Source organism: Roseomonas sp. F4 (genome assembly GCF_053891155.1).
Genome location: NZ_JBSSHK010000003.1, coordinates 33595 through 48994 on the forward strand (window position 1 = coordinate 33595; position 15400 = coordinate 48994).

The window sequence follows — 15400 nt, forward strand, 5'->3', positions numbered from 1 at the left end:
TGCCCCATTCTGCAAAGGCAGCTGCGATGGATGACGGCAGGCACACCGTGCTCGTGGTGGATGACGATGCGGGCATCCGCGAGGTGATCGGGGAGAGCCTGCGCGGCCATGGCTTCCGCACGCTGGACGCGCCCGATGCCCGCAGCATGGCGCGCGTGCTGGCCGCCGAGGCGGTGGACCTGATTCTGCTGGATGTGCTGATGCCCGGGGAGAATGGCCTGTCCGCCTGCCAGCGCCTGGCCGGCGGCCCGCATCCGCCGGTGGTGATGCTCTCGGCGCTGGACACGCCGCCCGACCGCATCGCGGGGCTGAATGCCGGCGCCGACTATTACGTCGGCAAGCCGAGCAGCCCGGCGGAGCTGCTGGCGGTGGTCCGCGCCACGCTGCGCCGCGGCGCGCGCGCCATGGGCGAGGATTTCCGGCCCCATCGCGTCAGCTTCCTGGGCTGGACCGCCGATTTCAGCGCGCATGAGCTGCGCGACCCCGCCGGCGTGCTGGTGCACCTGACCGATGGCGAGCTGTTCATGCTGAAGGCCTTCGTCGAACGCCCACGTCGCGTGCTGACGCGCGACCAGCTTCTGGATGCCGCGCGCGGACCCGATAGCGAATCCTTCGACCGCGCTGTCGATGTCCAGGTCAGCCGGCTGCGGCGCAAGCTGCGCGCCGGCGGCGACGAGCTGATCCGCACCATCCGCAGCGAGGGCTATATGTTCGTCCCCGCCACCCGGCGCTGCTAGGAGACATGCCCTTGCCATCCAAGGCCGTTCCCCTCGTCGTCCGCAGCGCCGGCATCGTGATCGCCTGCGTGCTGCTGGTGCAGCTGCTGAACCTGGCGGTTTTCGCGATCTGGCCGCCGGTGCCGCTCGGCCCGGTGAATTTCGAGACCATGCAGCAGGCGCTGGCGAAGGGCGGATACGTGCGCGGGGTGGAGGTGCGCGACATCCCGGCGCATGACGTGCCCGTGCAGGACCCGCTGCTGGCGCCGATCCGCGACGTGATGGCGGCGCGGCTGGGGCTGCCGGAGGATCATCTGCGCGTGCAGTTCGTCTCCATGCTGCAGGCGCTGAAGGGCACCGCCTATGCCGCGCGCCGCATCGCCGATGGCGGTGACGATCCGGGCATCCGGGAAATGGCGACGATGGACTTCTCCGGCGGCATCACCCTGGCCCGGCTGCTGGAGGATGGAAGCTGGCGCGTGGCCAATCCCTCCGGCTCGCTCTTCCGCAGCCGCGTGGCGCTGGCGACCATCTGGCTGCTGGGCACCATCCTCTTCGCGATTCCCTGCGCCTGGCTGGTCGCGCGCTGGCTGGCGCGGCCGATCCGCCAGTTCGCCGAGGCCGCCGAACGTCTGGGCCGCAATCCGCGCGAGCCCGACCTGGAGCCGGACGGGCCGCGCGAGCTGCGCGGCGCGGCGCTGGCCTTCAACGAGATGAAGGGGCGGCTCGGCCGCTATGTGGACGACCGGCTGAACATGATGAGCGCGATCGCGCACGACCTGCGCATTCCGCTCACGCGCCTGACCTTCCGCCTGGAGCGCGTGCCGGAGCCGATCCGCAGCCGGGCGGAGGCTGATATCGCCGAGATGCAGGGCATGCTGGCGGCCGTGCTGTCCTTCGTGCAGGCGACGCATGCACAGCGTCCGCGCCAGCCACAGGAACTGCGCTCGCTGCTGTCGAGCATCGCCGACGACATGGCCGAGACCGGCCGCAATGTCAGCCTGGAGGAAGGCCCCGATGTGGTGCTGCATGCCGATGATATCGGGCTGCGGAGCCTGTTCACGAATCTGATCGACAATGCCGTGACCTATGGCGGCGCGGCACGGGTACGGCTGACCCGGGAAGATGGCGCCGCGGTGGTGGAGATCGAGGATAACGGGCCAGGATTGCCGCCCGAGGAATTGGAGCGGGTGTTCGAGCCGTTCTATCGCACGGAGAAATCGCGCAACCGCGCCACCGGCGGCATCGGACTGGGCCTCGCGCTGGTACGCTCCGTCGCGGTGGCGCATGGCGGCTCGGCAAGTTTGGAGAACCGGGCCGCGCGGGGGCTGCGGGCGAGGGTGGTGCTGCCGGCCTGAGCGGATCAACGCGGCCGGGTTTTTGCCCAGGCCGCCGACTCCGCCAGGAATGCCAGAAAGCGCGGATCGCTGGCATAGGCGACGTTGACCCGCATCATGGCGGGACGCGCCTGCTGGTCCGGTTCGGGTCGGAAGATGGAACCAGGTGCCAGGAAGATGCCCTCCGCCGAGGCGCGGTGGCAGATCTCCGCCTCGTCCAGTCCCTGGGGGAAGGGAACCCAGAGGTAGAGCCCACCACCCGGCGGCAGCGGCACCGGCCAGCCGGCCTTGGCGAGCGTCTCGACGGCCAGGGCGGTTGCCGCCTCCACGCGGCGCCGCAGGCGGCGCAGGTGCCGCAGATAGTGGCCGCCCTGAATGAGATGGGCGACGAAGCCTTCGGCATAGGTGGAGGTCGAGACGACCGTCAGCATCTTCACATCGTTCAGCGCCGCCACCACCGGGGGCGAAGCGGCGAGATAGCCGACGCGCAGCGAGGCCGAGAGGGTTTTCGAGAAGGTGCCGATACTGATCACCCGCCGCAGTCCATCGAGCGCGGCCAGCCTTGTGCTGGTCGCGGGCAGGATGTCGGCAAAGGGATCGCATTCCACGATCGTCACGCCATGGCGCTCCGCCGCCCCCAACACGCGATGCGCCACGGCCAGGGAGAGGCTGCCCCCCGTGGGATTATGCGCCAGGGACTGGGTGAAGAAGGCCTTGGGCCTGTGCCTGGCGAGCAGGGCCAACAACTCATCCGGGTCCGGGCCGTCCGGCAGGCGCCGGACACCCACCGCGCGCAGGCGTGCCAGTTGCAGCTTGCCGAACAGCGGATAGTAGCCGGGATCATCCACCAGCACCGTGTCGCCCGGCTCCGCGATGTGGCGGATGACCAGGTCGAGCGCATGGTTCGCGCCCATCGTCGTCAGCACCTGTTCGGGCGCGCAGGAGATGCCGCGCTCCACCAGCGACAGGGCGATGCGCTCGCGCAGCGGCAGGAAGCCCCAGGAGCTGCCATAGCCGTGCTCCAGGCTGCCGCCGGGCCGCCATTTGCCGCCGGCGAACTGGGCCGACAGCTCCGACCCCTCCATCCAGCCCGGCGGGGGCCGGCCATCGCCCGGCCGGACCTTGTGCTGCGCCTCCAGCTGTTCCCGCAGCAGGGAGACGGTGTCGATCGCCTCCGCCAGATGGGGGGGCACGCGCGTATGCGCGGAGCGGGCAGCGGCGGCGGCGAAGGTGCCCGCGCCGCGCCGCGCCTCCAGATGGCCGGAGGCGATCAGGCGGTCATAGGCCTCCGCCATGGTGTTCTTGGAGACGCCGTGGTCCTCCGCCGCGCGGCGGACGGAGGCGAGCCTTTCCCCGGGCTTCAGCAGGCCGCGGTCGATGGCATCCGCCACACGCTCGACGATCTCGCTGACGCGGGTCGCCGGGCGTTCCCTGTCCTGCGCGCTCACCCCTGCCATCCCCTGCCGCCCGGTTGGGCCAGGGAAGCTAGGCCGTCCCGCGCAGCTTCGCGAGTTCCTCCGCCGCCACGTCCGGCCGCACCTGGCGACGGGCGACGAGCAGTGCGGCGACCTTCTCCACCTCCGCCCCCACCGCACCGGCGGCGATGGCGACGTTATGGGCGTGCAGCGCCATATGGCCCTGCTGGATGCCCACGGTCGCCAGCGCCTTGATGGCCCCGAAATTCTGCGCGAGGCCGACGGCGGCGATGATGCGCGCGAGTTCTGCGGCGGAGCTGACGCCCAGGATCTTCAGGCAGGCCTGCGCCGTCGGATGGATTTTTGTGGCACCGCCGACCAGGCCCACGGGCATCGGCATCTCCAGCATGCCGGCGAGCGAGCCATCCGCCGTCACCTCCCAGGTGGTGAGGCTGGTGTAGCGGCCATCGCGGGCGGCATAGGCATGGGCGCCGGCCTCCACCGCGCGGGTGTCGTTGCCGGTGGCCAGCACCACGGCGGAGACGCCATTCATGATGCCCTTGTTGTGCGTGGCGGCGCGATAGGGATCGGCCTCCGCGAACTGGTAGGCGGCGATCATGCCATCGCGCACCGCCGCACCACCGATGGCCTCCACCGGCCACACCGCGCGGGCGCGCGCCAGGCGGCGATCCGCCAGGTTCGACAGGATGCGCAGAAACACCTTGCCGCCGGTCCAGTTTTCGATCGAAGGCGCCAGCGTCTCCGCCATGGTGTTGACGGTATTCGCGCCCATCGCATCGCGCGTGTCGATGATGAGATGCGTCACCACCATGGTCCCGCCCTTGGAGGGAACGAGGCGCACCTCCAGGTCCCGGAACCCGCCGCCGAGCTTCACCAGCATGGGATCGCAGCCATCGCAGATCGCCGCGATCTCCTCCCGGTGCTCAAGAATCCGCAGACGGGCATTGCCGGGATCGGTGAGGCCCACAAGCTGCACCTGCGCGATCATCAGATTGCCGGACAGCGAGGTGACGAAGCCGCCGCTGTCGTAGCACTGGCGGGCGGAGTTGCAGACGGCGGCGACGACGGAGGATTCCTCCGTCGCCATCGGCACCAGCACATCCCGCCCATCCACCTTCATGTTCGTCGCGACGCCGACCGGAATGGCGATGGTCGCGACCGCATTCTCGATCATGTGGTCGGCGAGATGCGGATCGATATTGCCGGCGCGGCGGAGTTGCTGCACCGCCGTGTCATCCAGGCCCGCGAAGGCCGCGACCGCCGCCAGGCGTTCCTCCATCGTCATGCGGTGGAAGCCGGAAATGCGGGAGGTCAGGTTGCTCAGGGACATGGTCCAGTCCTGTGGGAGGGCAGGGAAGGCAGCGGGCGCGAACCTCACTCCAGGCGGATGCCGGCCTCGCGGATGAGGTTGCCCCAGCGGGACGTGTCTTCCGCCAGCGTCCGGCGCAGGGTCTGCGCATCGCCGGAGAGAAGCTCGACGCCCTGTTCCGCCAGCCGCGCGCGGTTGGCGGCATCATCCGTCGCGGCCCGCAGCGCCGCGCCGGCCCGCTCGATCACCGCGGCCGGCGTGCCGGCGGGGGCAAACAGGCCCTGCCAGAAGAAGACCTCGAAGCCCGGGATCGTCTCATTGATCGGGGGCAGGGTGGGATAGTCGGCCAGCCGCGTCGGCGCGGTGACGGAGAGGCCGCGCGTGACCCCGTCGCGCAGCGTGGGCGCGGCTTCCTGCGGCGCCTGGAACATCGCATGGACGCGGCCAGCCCGCAGGTCCAGCGCCGCCGGCGCGCCGCCGCGATAGGGCACATGCACGATGTCGATCCCGGTGCGCGCCTTGAACAGCTCCAGGCACAGATGGCTGACGGCCCCGGTGCCCGGGGAGGCAAAGAGCACCTTGCCGGGATTGGCCTTGGCATAATCGATCAGCTCCGCCGTCGTCCGGACCGGAAGCGATTCATGCACGTGCAGGATGAAGGGTGTGCGGAAGACCATGCCGATGGGGTCGAGCTCGCGGCCCGGGTCGCGCGGCGTCAGGGTCGGCTGCAGGGTGTTGTTGATGGCGAGCGTCGTGGTGCCCATCACCAGCGTGTAGCCATCCGGCCGGGCGCGGGCGACATAGGTGGCGGCGACGGAGGTGGCGGCGCCGGGCCGGTTCTCCACCACCACGGGCACGCCGAATTCCCGCGCCATGCGGTCCGCCACGGCGCGGGAGGCGAGGTCCGTGACGCCGCCGGGGGGATAGCCCTCCACCACCGTCACCGCGCGGTTCGGCCAGGCGCCGGACTGCGCCTGGGCGCGGCGTGACAAGGCAAGGGCCGGCAGGCCGAGGCCGGCGGCGAGAATGGTGCGGCGTTGCATGGGGTGTTCCATGGGCGCGTCCCTCCTAGGACTTTGTCATTGCCCCATGAGTGTCCCAATCGAGCGCCAGGCAGAAGGGACAGTGCGGCCGATTCTTGCTGGGACAGTGCGACGGCGAGCGCTCAAGGCCTGTCCGCGCCCGCAAGCCAGTCATAGGCGCGGAGGTGGTCGAGGAAGGCGCGCATCGCCGCGCCGGTATGGCGCCGGTTGGGATAGTAGAGGAACCAGCTCGGCAGCTTCGGGCTCCAGTCGCGCAGCACCTCGACCAGGTCGCCGCGCGCGACATGGGGCTTCGCATAGTCCTCGAACACATGCGCGATGCCCTGGCCGGCCAGGGCCGCCTGCAATTCCTGTTGTGCCGAGCTGAGCGTCAGGCGTCCCTCCGGCGTGACGTCGAGGGCTTCGCCGTCCTTTTCGAAGCGCCAGGTGGCAAGGGTTCCGCCGGGGAAGCGGCGGCGGATGCCGTCGTGCCGGACCAGGTCGTGCGGCGTGTCGGGCGCGCCCCGCCGCCGCAGGTATTCGGGCGCGGCGACGATGGCGTAGCGCAGGGATGGTCCCAGCGGCACCGCGATCATGTCCTTCGCCACCTGCTTCCCGAAACGCACGCCGGCATCGAAGCCCCGCGCGACGATGTCGACGATGGCCGCATCGCTGATGATCTCGACCTTCACCTGCGGGTGGCGCCGCATGAAGTCGAAGGCGAGGGGGCAGAGCACATGGTCCGCCGCGGGCCCGGGCGCGTTGATGCGCACGCTGCCCGAGGGACTCTCCCGCAGGTGGTCGAGCTCGGCGATCGCCAGCCTGATGTCGTCCAGCGCCGGGGCCAGCGTCTCCAGCAGGCGCGTCCCGGCTTCGGTCGGGGCGACGCTGCGCGTCGTGCGGTTCAGCAGGCGGATGCCGAGCGCCGCCTCCAGCGCCGCCACCGTCTGGCTGAGGGCGGAGGAGGAAACCCCACGCTCCGCCGCCGCGGCCCTGAAGCCACCGCATCGGATGACCGCCGCCAAGGCATCCAGACTGTCGAGACGAAGCGGCGGCATTGCAAAGCCCAGCTTATCAAGCTGTGCAGATTAACAGCGGTTATGCGCAGACGTCGACAGGGTCATCTCGGCAGCGCGCCAGACCTGGCGTGACCACGGATGAAGGAGACGCCGCATGCAGGATGTGATGGGCTATCGACGCAGGACGGCGCTGGGCGCCATGGCCGGCGCGACCGCGCTCTGGACGGGGGGCATTGCCCGCCAGGCCATTGCGCAACCCGCCGTGCCGCCAGGCGGCAACGCCGGCCATTATCGCTTCCGCGTCGGCGAGATCGCCGCGACGGTGCTGAGCGACGGGCTGATCGGCGGCCCGCCCCGGATCTATGCCATCGATGCGCCGGAGGATGCGCTGCGGGACACGCTGCGCCGCGCCTTCCTGCCGACCGATCACCTGACCCTGAACCTGAACACGCTGCTGATCGAGACGGGCGGGCGGCGCATCCTGCTGGAGGCGGGCGCGGGGCAGACCATGGGGCCGAATGGCGGCCGGCTTTTTGCCCATCTCGCGGCCATCGGGCTCAGCCCCGCCGATATCGACGCGGTGGTGATCTCCCACACCCATCCCGACCATGTCGGCAATCTCCGCGCCGCCGATGGCAGCCGGGCCTTCCCGCGCGCCACGGTTTTCATGCCGCGCGCGGACTGGGCCTTCTTCGTGCGCGGCGAGCCGGACCTGTCCTACATGCCCGTGCCGGAGGATTTCCGCCGTCGCTTCGCCGCAGCCATCAAGCGCAGCGTCGAGCCCGTGGCCGCCGGCGTCGAGCTGTATGAGGGCGGCACCGAGATTCTGCCCGGCCTCGCCACCATCGCGGCGTCCGGCCACACGCCCGGCATGGCAGCCTTCCTGGTCCATTCCGGGACCGACCAACTGCTGCTGACCACCGACCTCGCCTACCACCCCGTGATCAACGTGGATCGCACCTGGCGCCCTGGGCCGGATCGCGATCCGGAGGCCGCGCTGACGGCGCGCCGTAGCCTGTTCGACAGGGCGGCGACCGACCGCATCCCGGTGCTCGGCTTCCACTACCCCTTCCCCGGTGTGGGTCGCCTGCTGAAGACCGAGGCCGGCTACGCCTGGGTTCCGGCGGCCTGGCAGTTCTGATGCGCGAGGATTCCAACAGGAAAGGCGACGCCATGACCGATCAGTTCTCCCCCGCCGGCCGGCGTGGCTTTCTCGGCGCCGCGGCGCTCGGCGCGACCCTGGCCGGCGCGCCTGGCGCGCTTGCGCAGACCGGCGCCGGCACGCCCGCCACCGCGGCCGCAACACCGGTGCTCACGCGGCGGATCGGGCGGACCGGCCAGACGGTAACGGCGCTGGGCCTCGGGACCTTCCTGACCTACGACCTGAAGCCGGGCGACCGGCGCGACGCGCTGCGCGAGGTGCTGCGGCGCTACGTCGCCGGCGGCGGGCGCCTGGTCGACACCTCCCCGCTCTACGGCTCCGCCGAAGTCAGCGTCGGCGCCTTCCTCGCCGGCCTGCCGGAGGCGCCGGAGGTTCTGGTCGCCAACAAGATCTGGTCGACCGGCGAATACCTGGGCGATGAGAGCCATGCGCTGGCGAGCCTGGAACAGTCCCGGCTGCGCATCTGGCGCGCCTCGATCGACATCATGCAGTGCCACAGCATCGTCAACGCCCCCGTCATCCTGCCGCTGTTGCAGGCCTGGAAGCAGGAGGGGTTGATCCGGCACGTCGGCGTGACCCATCACGAGACGGCCGCGCAGGACGAGTTGGCGCGGATCGTCGAGGCAGGCGGCGTCGACGTGGTGCAGACGAACTACTCCATCTTCTCTCGCGGTGCCGAGGACCGGCTGCTGCCCGCCGCAGCCGATCGTGGCGTGGGCGTGCTGGTGAACCTGCCGTTGGAGAAGGCCCGCCTGATGCGGGTGGTGGAGGGCGTGCCCCTGCCCGGCTTCGCGCGCGAGATCGGCGCGACGAGCTGGGCGCAGTTCTTCCTGAAATGGGTGATGGGCCATCCGGCCGTCACCTGCGTTCTCTGCGGCACCTCCAATCCGGACCATGTCACCGACAACCTGCAGGCCCTGCAGGCCCTGCGTGGCCCGTTGCCGGACCAGGCCATGCGCCGCCGCATGGTGGCGCATATGGAGACGATCCCGGGCTTCGGCGATATCGGCCGGATGCCCTGGTATCCGGGCAAGGACGGGATGTACCAGGGCCTGATCCGCGCCGCCCAGGCCCGTGCCAGGGTACGGCTGACCCAGACGCGGTGACGGAGCCAGGGGTCAGCGGGGAAGAGCATCGGCCGGGTTGCGCAAGAGGTCGGGTAACGTGCCGGTCATCATGCGCCGCCCGGGCGCGGATCACGCGCCGGCGTAGTAACCCGGCTGCGCGATATCGGCGAGCAGGCCGGGGCCGCCCGGCTGCCAGCCCAGGGCTTCGCGGGTGGCGGTGCTGTCAGCCACCATATCCTCCCCCGCGAAGCCGGCGAACCAGCCGAAATGCGCGGCCTCCCGCGGCGCGACCGGCAGGCCGAGCTTGCGGCCGATGGCCTCCGCGATCTGGCGGAAGGCCACGCCCTCCTCCCCCACCGCGTGATAGGCGGGCTGCGTCGCCTCGGTCTCCAGCGCCAGGCGATACAGGCGCGCGGCGTCGGAGACATGCACCGCGGGCCAGCGGTTCGCCCCCTCGCCGATATGGGCGGAGACGCCCGTTCGGCGCGCGAGGTCGATGAGCATCGGCACGAAGCCATGCGTTTCGCCGACCCCATGGACGGAATGCGGCAGCCGCAGGCAGGTGACGCGCACATCCTGCAGGGCTCGCGCCGCGATTTCGGAGCGGCGCGGCAGGGCGGGATCGGCGACGGGCAAGTCGGCCTCCGTCGCGGCGCGCCCGTGCACCTGCAAGGCGGAGAGCGTGCCCGTCACCACCAGCGGCTTGCCCGTTCTCCGCAGCGCCGCACCCAGCGCGCCGATCACCCGCTGGTCCTGCGCGGCATTCTCGGCGTAGCGCGAAAAATCGTGGTTGAAGCCGATATGCGCCACGGCATCGGCCTGCCGCGCTGCCTCGCCCAGCGCATCGAGGTCATCGAGCGTGCCCGACAGCACTTCGGCCCCCATGGCGGCGAGCGCCTTGCCCTTCTCCGCCGAGCGCGACAGTCCGAGCACCCGATGCCCGTGGGCCAACAGATCGGCGGTCACCGCCCGTCCGATCCAGCCCGTGGCGCCTGTCACGAATACTTGCATATCCTCTCTCCGATCCTGTTGCGGCGGATATGCGCGGCGCCGACATGCCATAAAAGACGAGACGTTATCCCGGTATAATGACCAACAGGATTGCGCGATGGCCGAGCCTCATCTGGGACTTTACCTGCGGGAACGCCGCGAGCGCCTCGATCCGGCGGCGCTCGGCGTGGCGGGCGGCCGGCGCCGCACGCCCGGGCTGCGGCGGGAGGAAGTCGCCCAGCGCGCCGGCATCAGCGCAACCTGGTACAGCTGGCTGGAACAGGGGCGCGGCGGGGCGCCATCTGCGGCGGTGCTCGACCGCGTGGCGCGCGCCCTTCTGCTGACGGATGCGGAACGCGACCATCTGTTCCTGCTCGGACTCGGGCGACTGCCCGCGGTGCGCTATCGGCCGCCGGGCGAGATTTCGCCGCGGCTTCAACGCGTGCTGGATACGATGGGGGCGAGCCCGGCGATCATCGCCACCATGCGCTGGGATGTCATCGCCTGGAACGCTGCCGCCGCCGCCGTGCTCACCGATTACGGCATGCTGCCGCCGGAGGAGCGCAACGTGCTGCGCCGCGTCTTCCTCGATGCCCGATCGCGGGCGATGAACCTGGACTGGGAGGGCGTCGCGCGCATGACGGTCGCGGTTTTCAGGGCCGGCATCGCACGCGCCGGGGCGAGGGACACCGCCGAGGAGCTGGTGCGGGAGCTGCGACAGGCCAGCCCGGATTTTGCGCGGATCTGGGATGAGGGCGATGTCTGCGGCCTCAGCGACGGTATCAAGCATCTGCGCCATGCGACCCTGGGTGAGATCGCGCTGGAGTATTCGGCCTTCGCGGTCGATGGCCGGCCGGACCTGACCATGCTGGTCTTCACCCCGACACGCCGCGAGGATGCCGACAGGATCAGGGCGTTGATCGCGCCCGCCTGACGTGATCGACCAGGGCGCCATTGTAAGCGGCCGGTTGCGGTCGGGGAGAAGGCAAGGCAAGAAGCCCGCATGTCCCGTCTGGCAGCCCGCACGCTCCGGCTGATCTTCGCACTGGTCTTCTGCTTGCAGAGCGGCCTGGCGATGGCCCATTGCGCGCGCCTGGCGGTGCAGGGCCCGGCGATGCCGGGGGCGCTGCAGATGGTGATCTGCACCAGCGACGGGCTGGTCACCATGGACATGTCCGATCCCGACCAGGATGGGCGCGGCACACCGCAGCAGGCCGTGTCGGATTTCTGCCTGGCCTGCCACGTGCTGCCGAGCGCGGACCTGGCGCCCCCTGTCGAGGTGCCGGCTCCGCGGCTCATTGCGGTTGATGTGCCAGGTGTTTCGCGCAGCTCGGTGCTGCCACTGGGTGCGCGCGCGCCGCCCTACCGCCCCACAGGTCCCCCAACTCACCTCTGACGTCTTGCTGCGCCCCCGGCCGCCTGCGGTCTGGGGCGTCGTTGTTGGAGCTGGGGGTGTTTGGGATGGTGGGAGCAGGTGGCGGCAGCGCCATGGCCGCGCGGCGGGTTTCGGCCCCCGCCCGGTCGATGCCCTGGCGCGGCCGGGGCCTTATCGCCTGCCTGCTGGCCTGCCTGTTGCTGTGCCAATGGATGGCGACCCCGATGGCGCATGCGCGGGGGATGGCGCGGCTGGCCGATAGCCAGGCGGTCGAAATCTGCACACATGACGGCATCCGCATCCTGCTGCTGGATGCGGAGGGCCAGCCCATCGAGCCAGTGAAGGCGATGGAATGCTGCGCCCTCGGCCTCGGCCCCCTGGCCATCCTGCCCGCGCCGCCCACCGCGCTGGCCATCCGCTCGACCTTCGCGATCCTGCCCACACCGCGCCGCATGGCCGGCCTGCCGCCTTTCCCGCCGCGCGCCCCGCCACAACAGCCCCGCGCCCCTCCGATCGCCTGACGACGCCCCTCCGGCCCCGAGCCGGATGCCTTTCGTCACGACAAAATCGGAGAGACATCATGTCACGCCCATCCGCGCGCGCCTGCCTTCTGGCAGGTGCCGCCTTCTGCCTGTTGCCCGGCGGCCTTGCCGCGCAGACCACTGCCCCGGAACCCTTCGCGCTGGGCGAGATCATCGTCACCGGCACCGCGCCGGAGGCGCCGGTGAACTGGCCCTCCAGCGTCGATCGCGTGGACCGGCGCAGCATGGATGCGCTGGATGCCAACCGCGTTGGCCAGGCGCTGGAAGCCGCCCCAGGCCTGTCGCTGAACCCCGGCAATCGCGGCGGCGCGCGCGGCGAGGTCGGCTTCTTCCTGCGCGGCTTCGACCAGTCCCGTGTGCCGGTGCTGGTCGATGGCATTCCGATCTACGTGCCCTATGACGGCTATCTCGACCTCAACCGCGTGCTGACCAGCGACCTGGCGGAGATCGAGATCACCCGGGGCTTCGCGCCTTTCGCGCTCGGCCCCAACGCGCTGGGCGGTGCCGTCAACCTTGTGACGCGGCGGCCGGTGCGGCCCTTCGAATTCGATGCCAGCACGGGCCTGGATATCACCGGCCGTGGCGATTTCGGCGGGTCCCGCACCATCCTCAATGCCGGCAGCCGCATCGGCGACTACTATGTGCAGGGTGGCGCCGCCTATATCGGGCGGGAGACCTTTGGGCTCTCGGAGGATTTCGGCGGCGGGCTGTACCAGCCCTCCGGCAACCGCCTGCGCGCGGAATCCGAGGATCTGCGGCTGTCCGGCAAGGTCGGCTACACGCCCTCCGCCACCGACGAATACGCCATCGGCTTCGTCGTCAATCGCGGTGTGAAGGAAGCCCCGCCCTATGCCGGGCAGGACGCCACGCGCGCCACCTTCTTCGACTGGCCGCGCTACGACCGCGACAGCTTCTATGCGCTGACCCGCACCGGCCTGCCGATCGGCACGGACAGCTACATCCGCACCCGCGCCTATTACGACACCTTCCGCAACTCACTCTACCGCTACGACAACCAGACCTACACGACGCAGCGGCTGCCCTACGCCTTCCAGTCTTCCTACAACGACCACACCCTGGGTGGCGGTGTGGAGCTCGGCACCAGCCCGACCGCCGGCGGCACGCTGCGGCTTTCGGCCACCACCAAGCAGGATGTGCACCGCGAATCCGGCCCGCGCACGCCGGAAAGCGAGATGAGCGACTTCACCTGGACCCTTGGCCTTGATGCCGAGCAGCGCGTCAATTCCTGGCTGACCTTCTTCGGCGGCGTCGGCTACGAGGTGCGTGACGCGCTGCGGGCGGAGGACCCGGCCTATAACGGCGCGCGGCGCTTCGAGACGCGCGACCAGGATGCGCTGAACGGCCAGATCGGCATGCGCATCCGGCTGGACGACACCAACGAGGTCTTCACCAGCATCGCCCGGCGTTCCCGCTTCGCCACGATGTACGAGCGCTATTCCTACCGCCTCGGCAATGGCCTGCCCAATCCGGATCTGGCGCCGGAACGCTCGACCAATGTCGAGCTGGGCTGGGACACGCGCGTCACGCCCGATACGCGGCTGCGCATCGCCGCCTTCGGCAGCCAGGTGGATGACTATATCCAGGCCACCACCGTCGGCCGCGCCACCACCGCGCCCTTCGGCCTGATCACCCAGTCGCGCAATGTGGGGGAGGCGCTGTTCTACGGCGTGGAGGCCAGCGTCGAGACCCGTCTGACGGAACGCGCGCGGCTGCGCCTGAACTACACCTATCTGGTGCGCGAGCGCGGCAATGATGACACGGCGCTGCTCTATGGCGCGCCGCGCCACAAGCTGTTTGCCCTGGGCTTCCTCGATATCACCGAACGGCTGACGCTGATGCCGAGCGTGCTGGCGCAGTCGCGGCAGTTCACCACGGATGCGGGCAATGGCCGGCCGACCGGCGGCTGGCTCGTCGGCAATGTGAAGCTCGCCTACGCCTTCACGCCGCGGCTCTCGGGCGAGGTCGCGGCCAACAACATCACCGATGCCGATTACAGCTACGACGATGGCTACCCCGCGGAAGGTCGCAATTTCCGCTTCACGCTGCGGAGCAGCTTCTGATGCGCAAGCGGATCCCCCTTCTGATGCTGCTCGCGCTCGGCACGCCGGTCGCGGCGCAGGAGGCCGCATCGCGTGGCCGTCCGATGCATGAGATGCGCGGCGGCTGCGACAATTTCGCGATCGACCTGAGACGCGAATTCTCGGTGTGGGACGCTGCGCCGCAGCGTCTCGCCGCCGCGCCGGCGGAACCCGCTGCCGATGCCATCGCGGTGCAGGCGGCGCAGCCGACGGAGATCACGCTGCTGCCGGACGGCGCCTATCGCCTGGCGCCGCAGGCCGGGCAGGACCGCCGCGCCGAGGGCCGCTTCGGCGGCGAGGTGATGGTGGAGATCCCGGCGGCCGGCCAGTGGCGAGTCTCCGCCGGGCCGGGCGGCGTCTGGTACGACCTGATGGGGCCGCGAGGCTCCCTGCCCGATCCGCGCTTCGAGATGCAGACGCGCTGCACCAGCATCTTCAAGACCGTGGTCTTCGCCGTGCCGGAACCGGGTCGCTACCGCCTGGCGATCAACGGCAATGCCGGCGCCGTGCTGCGCATCCTTGTGAGTCCCGAGCCATGAGGACCGCGCAGCTGCCCCGCCGCGCCAGCCTCGCGGCCTTGGCCGCCCTCGCCGCGGGCACCACGGCCGGCGCGCAGCCGATTCCGCGCGAGGGGCCGGAGGTGGTCATGCTGGTGCATCCCGGCATGATCCTGCTCGACCTCGTCGCGCCGATGACGGTCTTCAACCTGATGGGCGCGACCCTGCGGCTGGCCTGGAAGGATCTGTCGCCGGTCGCGACCGACGTCGGCCTGCCGGTCACGCCGACCAGCCGGCTCGCCGACCTCACACCCGGCGCGCCGATCTTGTTCCTGCCGGGTGGCCTCACCGGCAGCGTCGCGCTGATGGACGATCCCGAAGTGCTGGGCTTCCTGGCGGCGCATGGGGCGGCGGCGCGCTGGGTCACCAGCGTCTGCACCGGGTCGCTGGTGCTCGGCGCCGCCGGGTTGCTGCGCGGCCATCGCGCCACCTCGCACTGGTATGTGCGCGACCTGCTGCCGCTGATGGGTGCCACCACCGCCACGGATCGCGTGGTGGTGGACCGCAACCGGATGACCGGCGGCGGCGCCACGGCGGGGGTGGATTTCGGCCTGCGCCTGGCCGCCGAGATCGGCGGGGAGGATTTGGCCCGCCGCATCGGCCTGGTTCTCGAATATGCGCCGGACCCGCCCTTCGGGCCCGGATCGCCGGAGGCATCGCCAGTGGCGGTGCCGGATGTGCTCGCCCGCCGCGCGCCTGTCCTGGCCACCGCACGCGCTGCGGCGCTGCGGGCCCAGCGCCGGCTTGGAACCTGAACCGAGGAGAGATC

Annotated in this window: 15 protein-coding genes; 10 read left to right on the top strand and 5 right to left on the bottom strand. The window is 70.5% G+C overall.

The window, feature by feature from the left end; all coding sequences use genetic code 11:
* The first annotated feature begins 26 nt into the window (after nt 1–26).
* Both ACVFYP_RS12465 and ACVFYP_RS12470 read left to right on the top strand, forming a co-directional pair.
* Nucleotides 27–737, top strand: coding sequence for a response regulator (locus ACVFYP_RS12465; protein ID WP_499200511.1), 711 nt, complete (start codon nt 27–29; stop codon nt 735–737).
* An 11-nt stretch (nt 738–748) separates the two neighbouring features.
* Nucleotides 749–2074 (top strand): sensor histidine kinase, encoded by a 1326-nt coding sequence (locus tag ACVFYP_RS12470; RefSeq protein WP_499200512.1) that lies wholly within the window; start codon nt 749–751, stop codon nt 2072–2074.
* A gap of 5 nt (nt 2075–2079) precedes the next feature.
* On the opposite strand, the gene ACVFYP_RS12475 is transcribed toward ACVFYP_RS12470, so the two are convergent.
* The 4 genes from ACVFYP_RS12475 to ACVFYP_RS12490 form a co-directional block, all read right to left on the bottom strand.
* The gene (locus ACVFYP_RS12475; RefSeq protein ID WP_499200513.1) at nt 2080–3501 is read right to left on the bottom strand and encodes an aminotransferase-like domain-containing protein; all 1422 of its coding nucleotides are present in this window, start codon (nt 3499–3501) and stop codon (nt 2080–2082) included.
* A 37-nt stretch (nt 3502–3538) separates the two neighbouring features.
* Nucleotides 3539–4819, bottom strand: a complete 1281-nt coding sequence (locus ACVFYP_RS12480) for a hydroxymethylglutaryl-CoA reductase, degradative (protein ID WP_499200514.1) — start codon at nt 4817–4819, stop codon at nt 3539–3541.
* 44 nt (nt 4820–4863) lie between these two features.
* Nucleotides 4864–5841 (bottom strand): Bug family tripartite tricarboxylate transporter substrate binding protein, encoded by a 978-nt coding sequence (locus ACVFYP_RS12485; protein WP_499200515.1) that lies wholly within the window; start codon nt 5839–5841, stop codon nt 4864–4866.
* A 122-nt stretch (nt 5842–5963) separates the two neighbouring features.
* On the bottom strand, nt 5964–6878 hold the full coding sequence (locus tag ACVFYP_RS12490) for a LysR family transcriptional regulator (protein WP_499200516.1): 915 nt from the start codon (nt 6876–6878) through the stop codon (nt 5964–5966).
* A 115-nt stretch (nt 6879–6993) separates the two neighbouring features.
* On the opposite strand from ACVFYP_RS12490, the gene ACVFYP_RS12495 reads away from it, so the two are divergent.
* A complete protein-coding gene (locus ACVFYP_RS12495) occupies nt 6994–7980 on the top strand; it encodes an MBL fold metallo-hydrolase (RefSeq protein ID WP_499200517.1) in 987 nt (328 codons plus the stop codon).
* Between the two features lie 32 nt (nt 7981–8012).
* Complete coding sequence (locus ACVFYP_RS12500) at nt 8013–9107, top strand: aldo/keto reductase (RefSeq protein WP_499200518.1); 1095 nt, start codon at nt 8013–8015, stop codon at nt 9105–9107.
* Nucleotides 9108–9197: 90 nt separating this feature from the next.
* Here the strand turns inward: ACVFYP_RS12500 and ACVFYP_RS12505 are convergent, their stop codons facing one another.
* Nucleotides 9198–10079: an SDR family oxidoreductase gene (locus ACVFYP_RS12505; RefSeq protein ID WP_499200519.1), complete on the bottom strand. Its 882-nt coding sequence runs from the start codon at nt 10077–10079 to the stop codon at nt 9198–9200.
* A 97-nt stretch (nt 10080–10176) separates the two neighbouring features.
* On the opposite strand from ACVFYP_RS12505, the gene ACVFYP_RS12510 reads away from it, so the two are divergent.
* The 6 genes from ACVFYP_RS12510 (at nt 10177) to ACVFYP_RS12535 (ending at nt 15386) form a co-directional block, all read left to right on the top strand.
* Nucleotides 10177–10992 carry a helix-turn-helix transcriptional regulator gene (locus tag ACVFYP_RS12510; RefSeq protein WP_499200520.1) on the top strand — a complete coding sequence of 272 codons (816 nt, stop codon included), beginning with the start codon at nt 10177–10179 and terminating at the stop codon, nt 10990–10992.
* A 69-nt stretch (nt 10993–11061) separates the two neighbouring features.
* Entirely contained in the window at nt 11062–11454 is a 393-nt protein-coding gene (locus ACVFYP_RS12515) for a DUF2946 family protein (RefSeq protein ID WP_499200521.1), read from the top strand.
* 65 nt (nt 11455–11519) lie between these two features.
* Nucleotides 11520–11954, top strand: a complete 435-nt coding sequence (locus ACVFYP_RS12520; protein ID WP_499200522.1) for a DUF2946 family protein — start codon at nt 11520–11522, stop codon at nt 11952–11954.
* Nucleotides 11955–12013: 59 nt separating this feature from the next.
* The gene (locus ACVFYP_RS12525) at nt 12014–14056 is read left to right on the top strand and encodes a TonB-dependent receptor plug domain-containing protein (RefSeq protein ID WP_499200523.1); all 2043 of its coding nucleotides are present in this window, start codon (nt 12014–12016) and stop codon (nt 14054–14056) included.
* Nucleotides 14056–14613: a hypothetical protein gene (locus tag ACVFYP_RS12530; RefSeq protein WP_499200524.1), complete on the top strand. Its 558-nt coding sequence runs from the start codon at nt 14056–14058 to the stop codon at nt 14611–14613. Before ACVFYP_RS12525 ends, ACVFYP_RS12530 begins: the two co-directional genes overlap by 1 nt.
* Nucleotides 14610–15386 carry a DJ-1/PfpI family protein gene (locus ACVFYP_RS12535; RefSeq protein WP_499200525.1) on the top strand — a complete coding sequence of 259 codons (777 nt, stop codon included), beginning with the start codon at nt 14610–14612 and terminating at the stop codon, nt 15384–15386. The genes ACVFYP_RS12530 and ACVFYP_RS12535 overlap by 4 nt, the downstream gene beginning before the upstream one ends.
* The last annotated feature ends 14 nt before the right edge of the window (nt 15387–15400 follow it).

Excerpts from the sequence above, each read along its gene's own strand:
- ACVFYP_RS12465 (WP_499200511.1), top strand. The coding sequence starts at position 27 with ATGGATGACGGCAGGCACACCGTGCTCGTGGTGGATGACGATGCGGGC.
- ACVFYP_RS12480 (WP_499200514.1), bottom strand. The coding sequence starts at position 4,819 with ATGTCCCTGAGCAACCTGACCTCCCGCATTTCCGGCTTCCACCGCATG.
- ACVFYP_RS12485 (WP_499200515.1), bottom strand. The coding sequence starts at position 5,841 with ATGCAACGCCGCACCATTCTCGCCGCCGGCCTCGGCCTGCCGGCCCTT.
- ACVFYP_RS12490 (WP_499200516.1), bottom strand. The coding sequence starts at position 6,878 with ATGCCGCCGCTTCGTCTCGACAGTCTGGATGCCTTGGCGGCGGTCATC.
- ACVFYP_RS12495 (WP_499200517.1), top strand. The coding sequence starts at position 6,994 with ATGCAGGATGTGATGGGCTATCGACGCAGGACGGCGCTGGGCGCCATG.
- ACVFYP_RS12500 (WP_499200518.1), top strand. The coding sequence starts at position 8,013 with ATGACCGATCAGTTCTCCCCCGCCGGCCGGCGTGGCTTTCTCGGCGCC.
- ACVFYP_RS12505 (WP_499200519.1), bottom strand. The coding sequence starts at position 10,079 with ATGCAAGTATTCGTGACAGGCGCCACGGGCTGGATCGGACGGGCGGTG.
- ACVFYP_RS12510 (WP_499200520.1), top strand. The coding sequence starts at position 10,177 with ATGGCCGAGCCTCATCTGGGACTTTACCTGCGGGAACGCCGCGAGCGC.
- ACVFYP_RS12515 (WP_499200521.1), top strand. The coding sequence starts at position 11,062 with ATGTCCCGTCTGGCAGCCCGCACGCTCCGGCTGATCTTCGCACTGGTC.
- ACVFYP_RS12520 (WP_499200522.1), top strand. The coding sequence starts at position 11,520 with ATGGTGGGAGCAGGTGGCGGCAGCGCCATGGCCGCGCGGCGGGTTTCG.
- ACVFYP_RS12525 (WP_499200523.1), top strand. The coding sequence starts at position 12,014 with ATGTCACGCCCATCCGCGCGCGCCTGCCTTCTGGCAGGTGCCGCCTTC.
- ACVFYP_RS12530 (WP_499200524.1), top strand. The coding sequence starts at position 14,056 with ATGCGCAAGCGGATCCCCCTTCTGATGCTGCTCGCGCTCGGCACGCCG.
- ACVFYP_RS12535 (WP_499200525.1), top strand. The coding sequence starts at position 14,610 with ATGAGGACCGCGCAGCTGCCCCGCCGCGCCAGCCTCGCGGCCTTGGCC.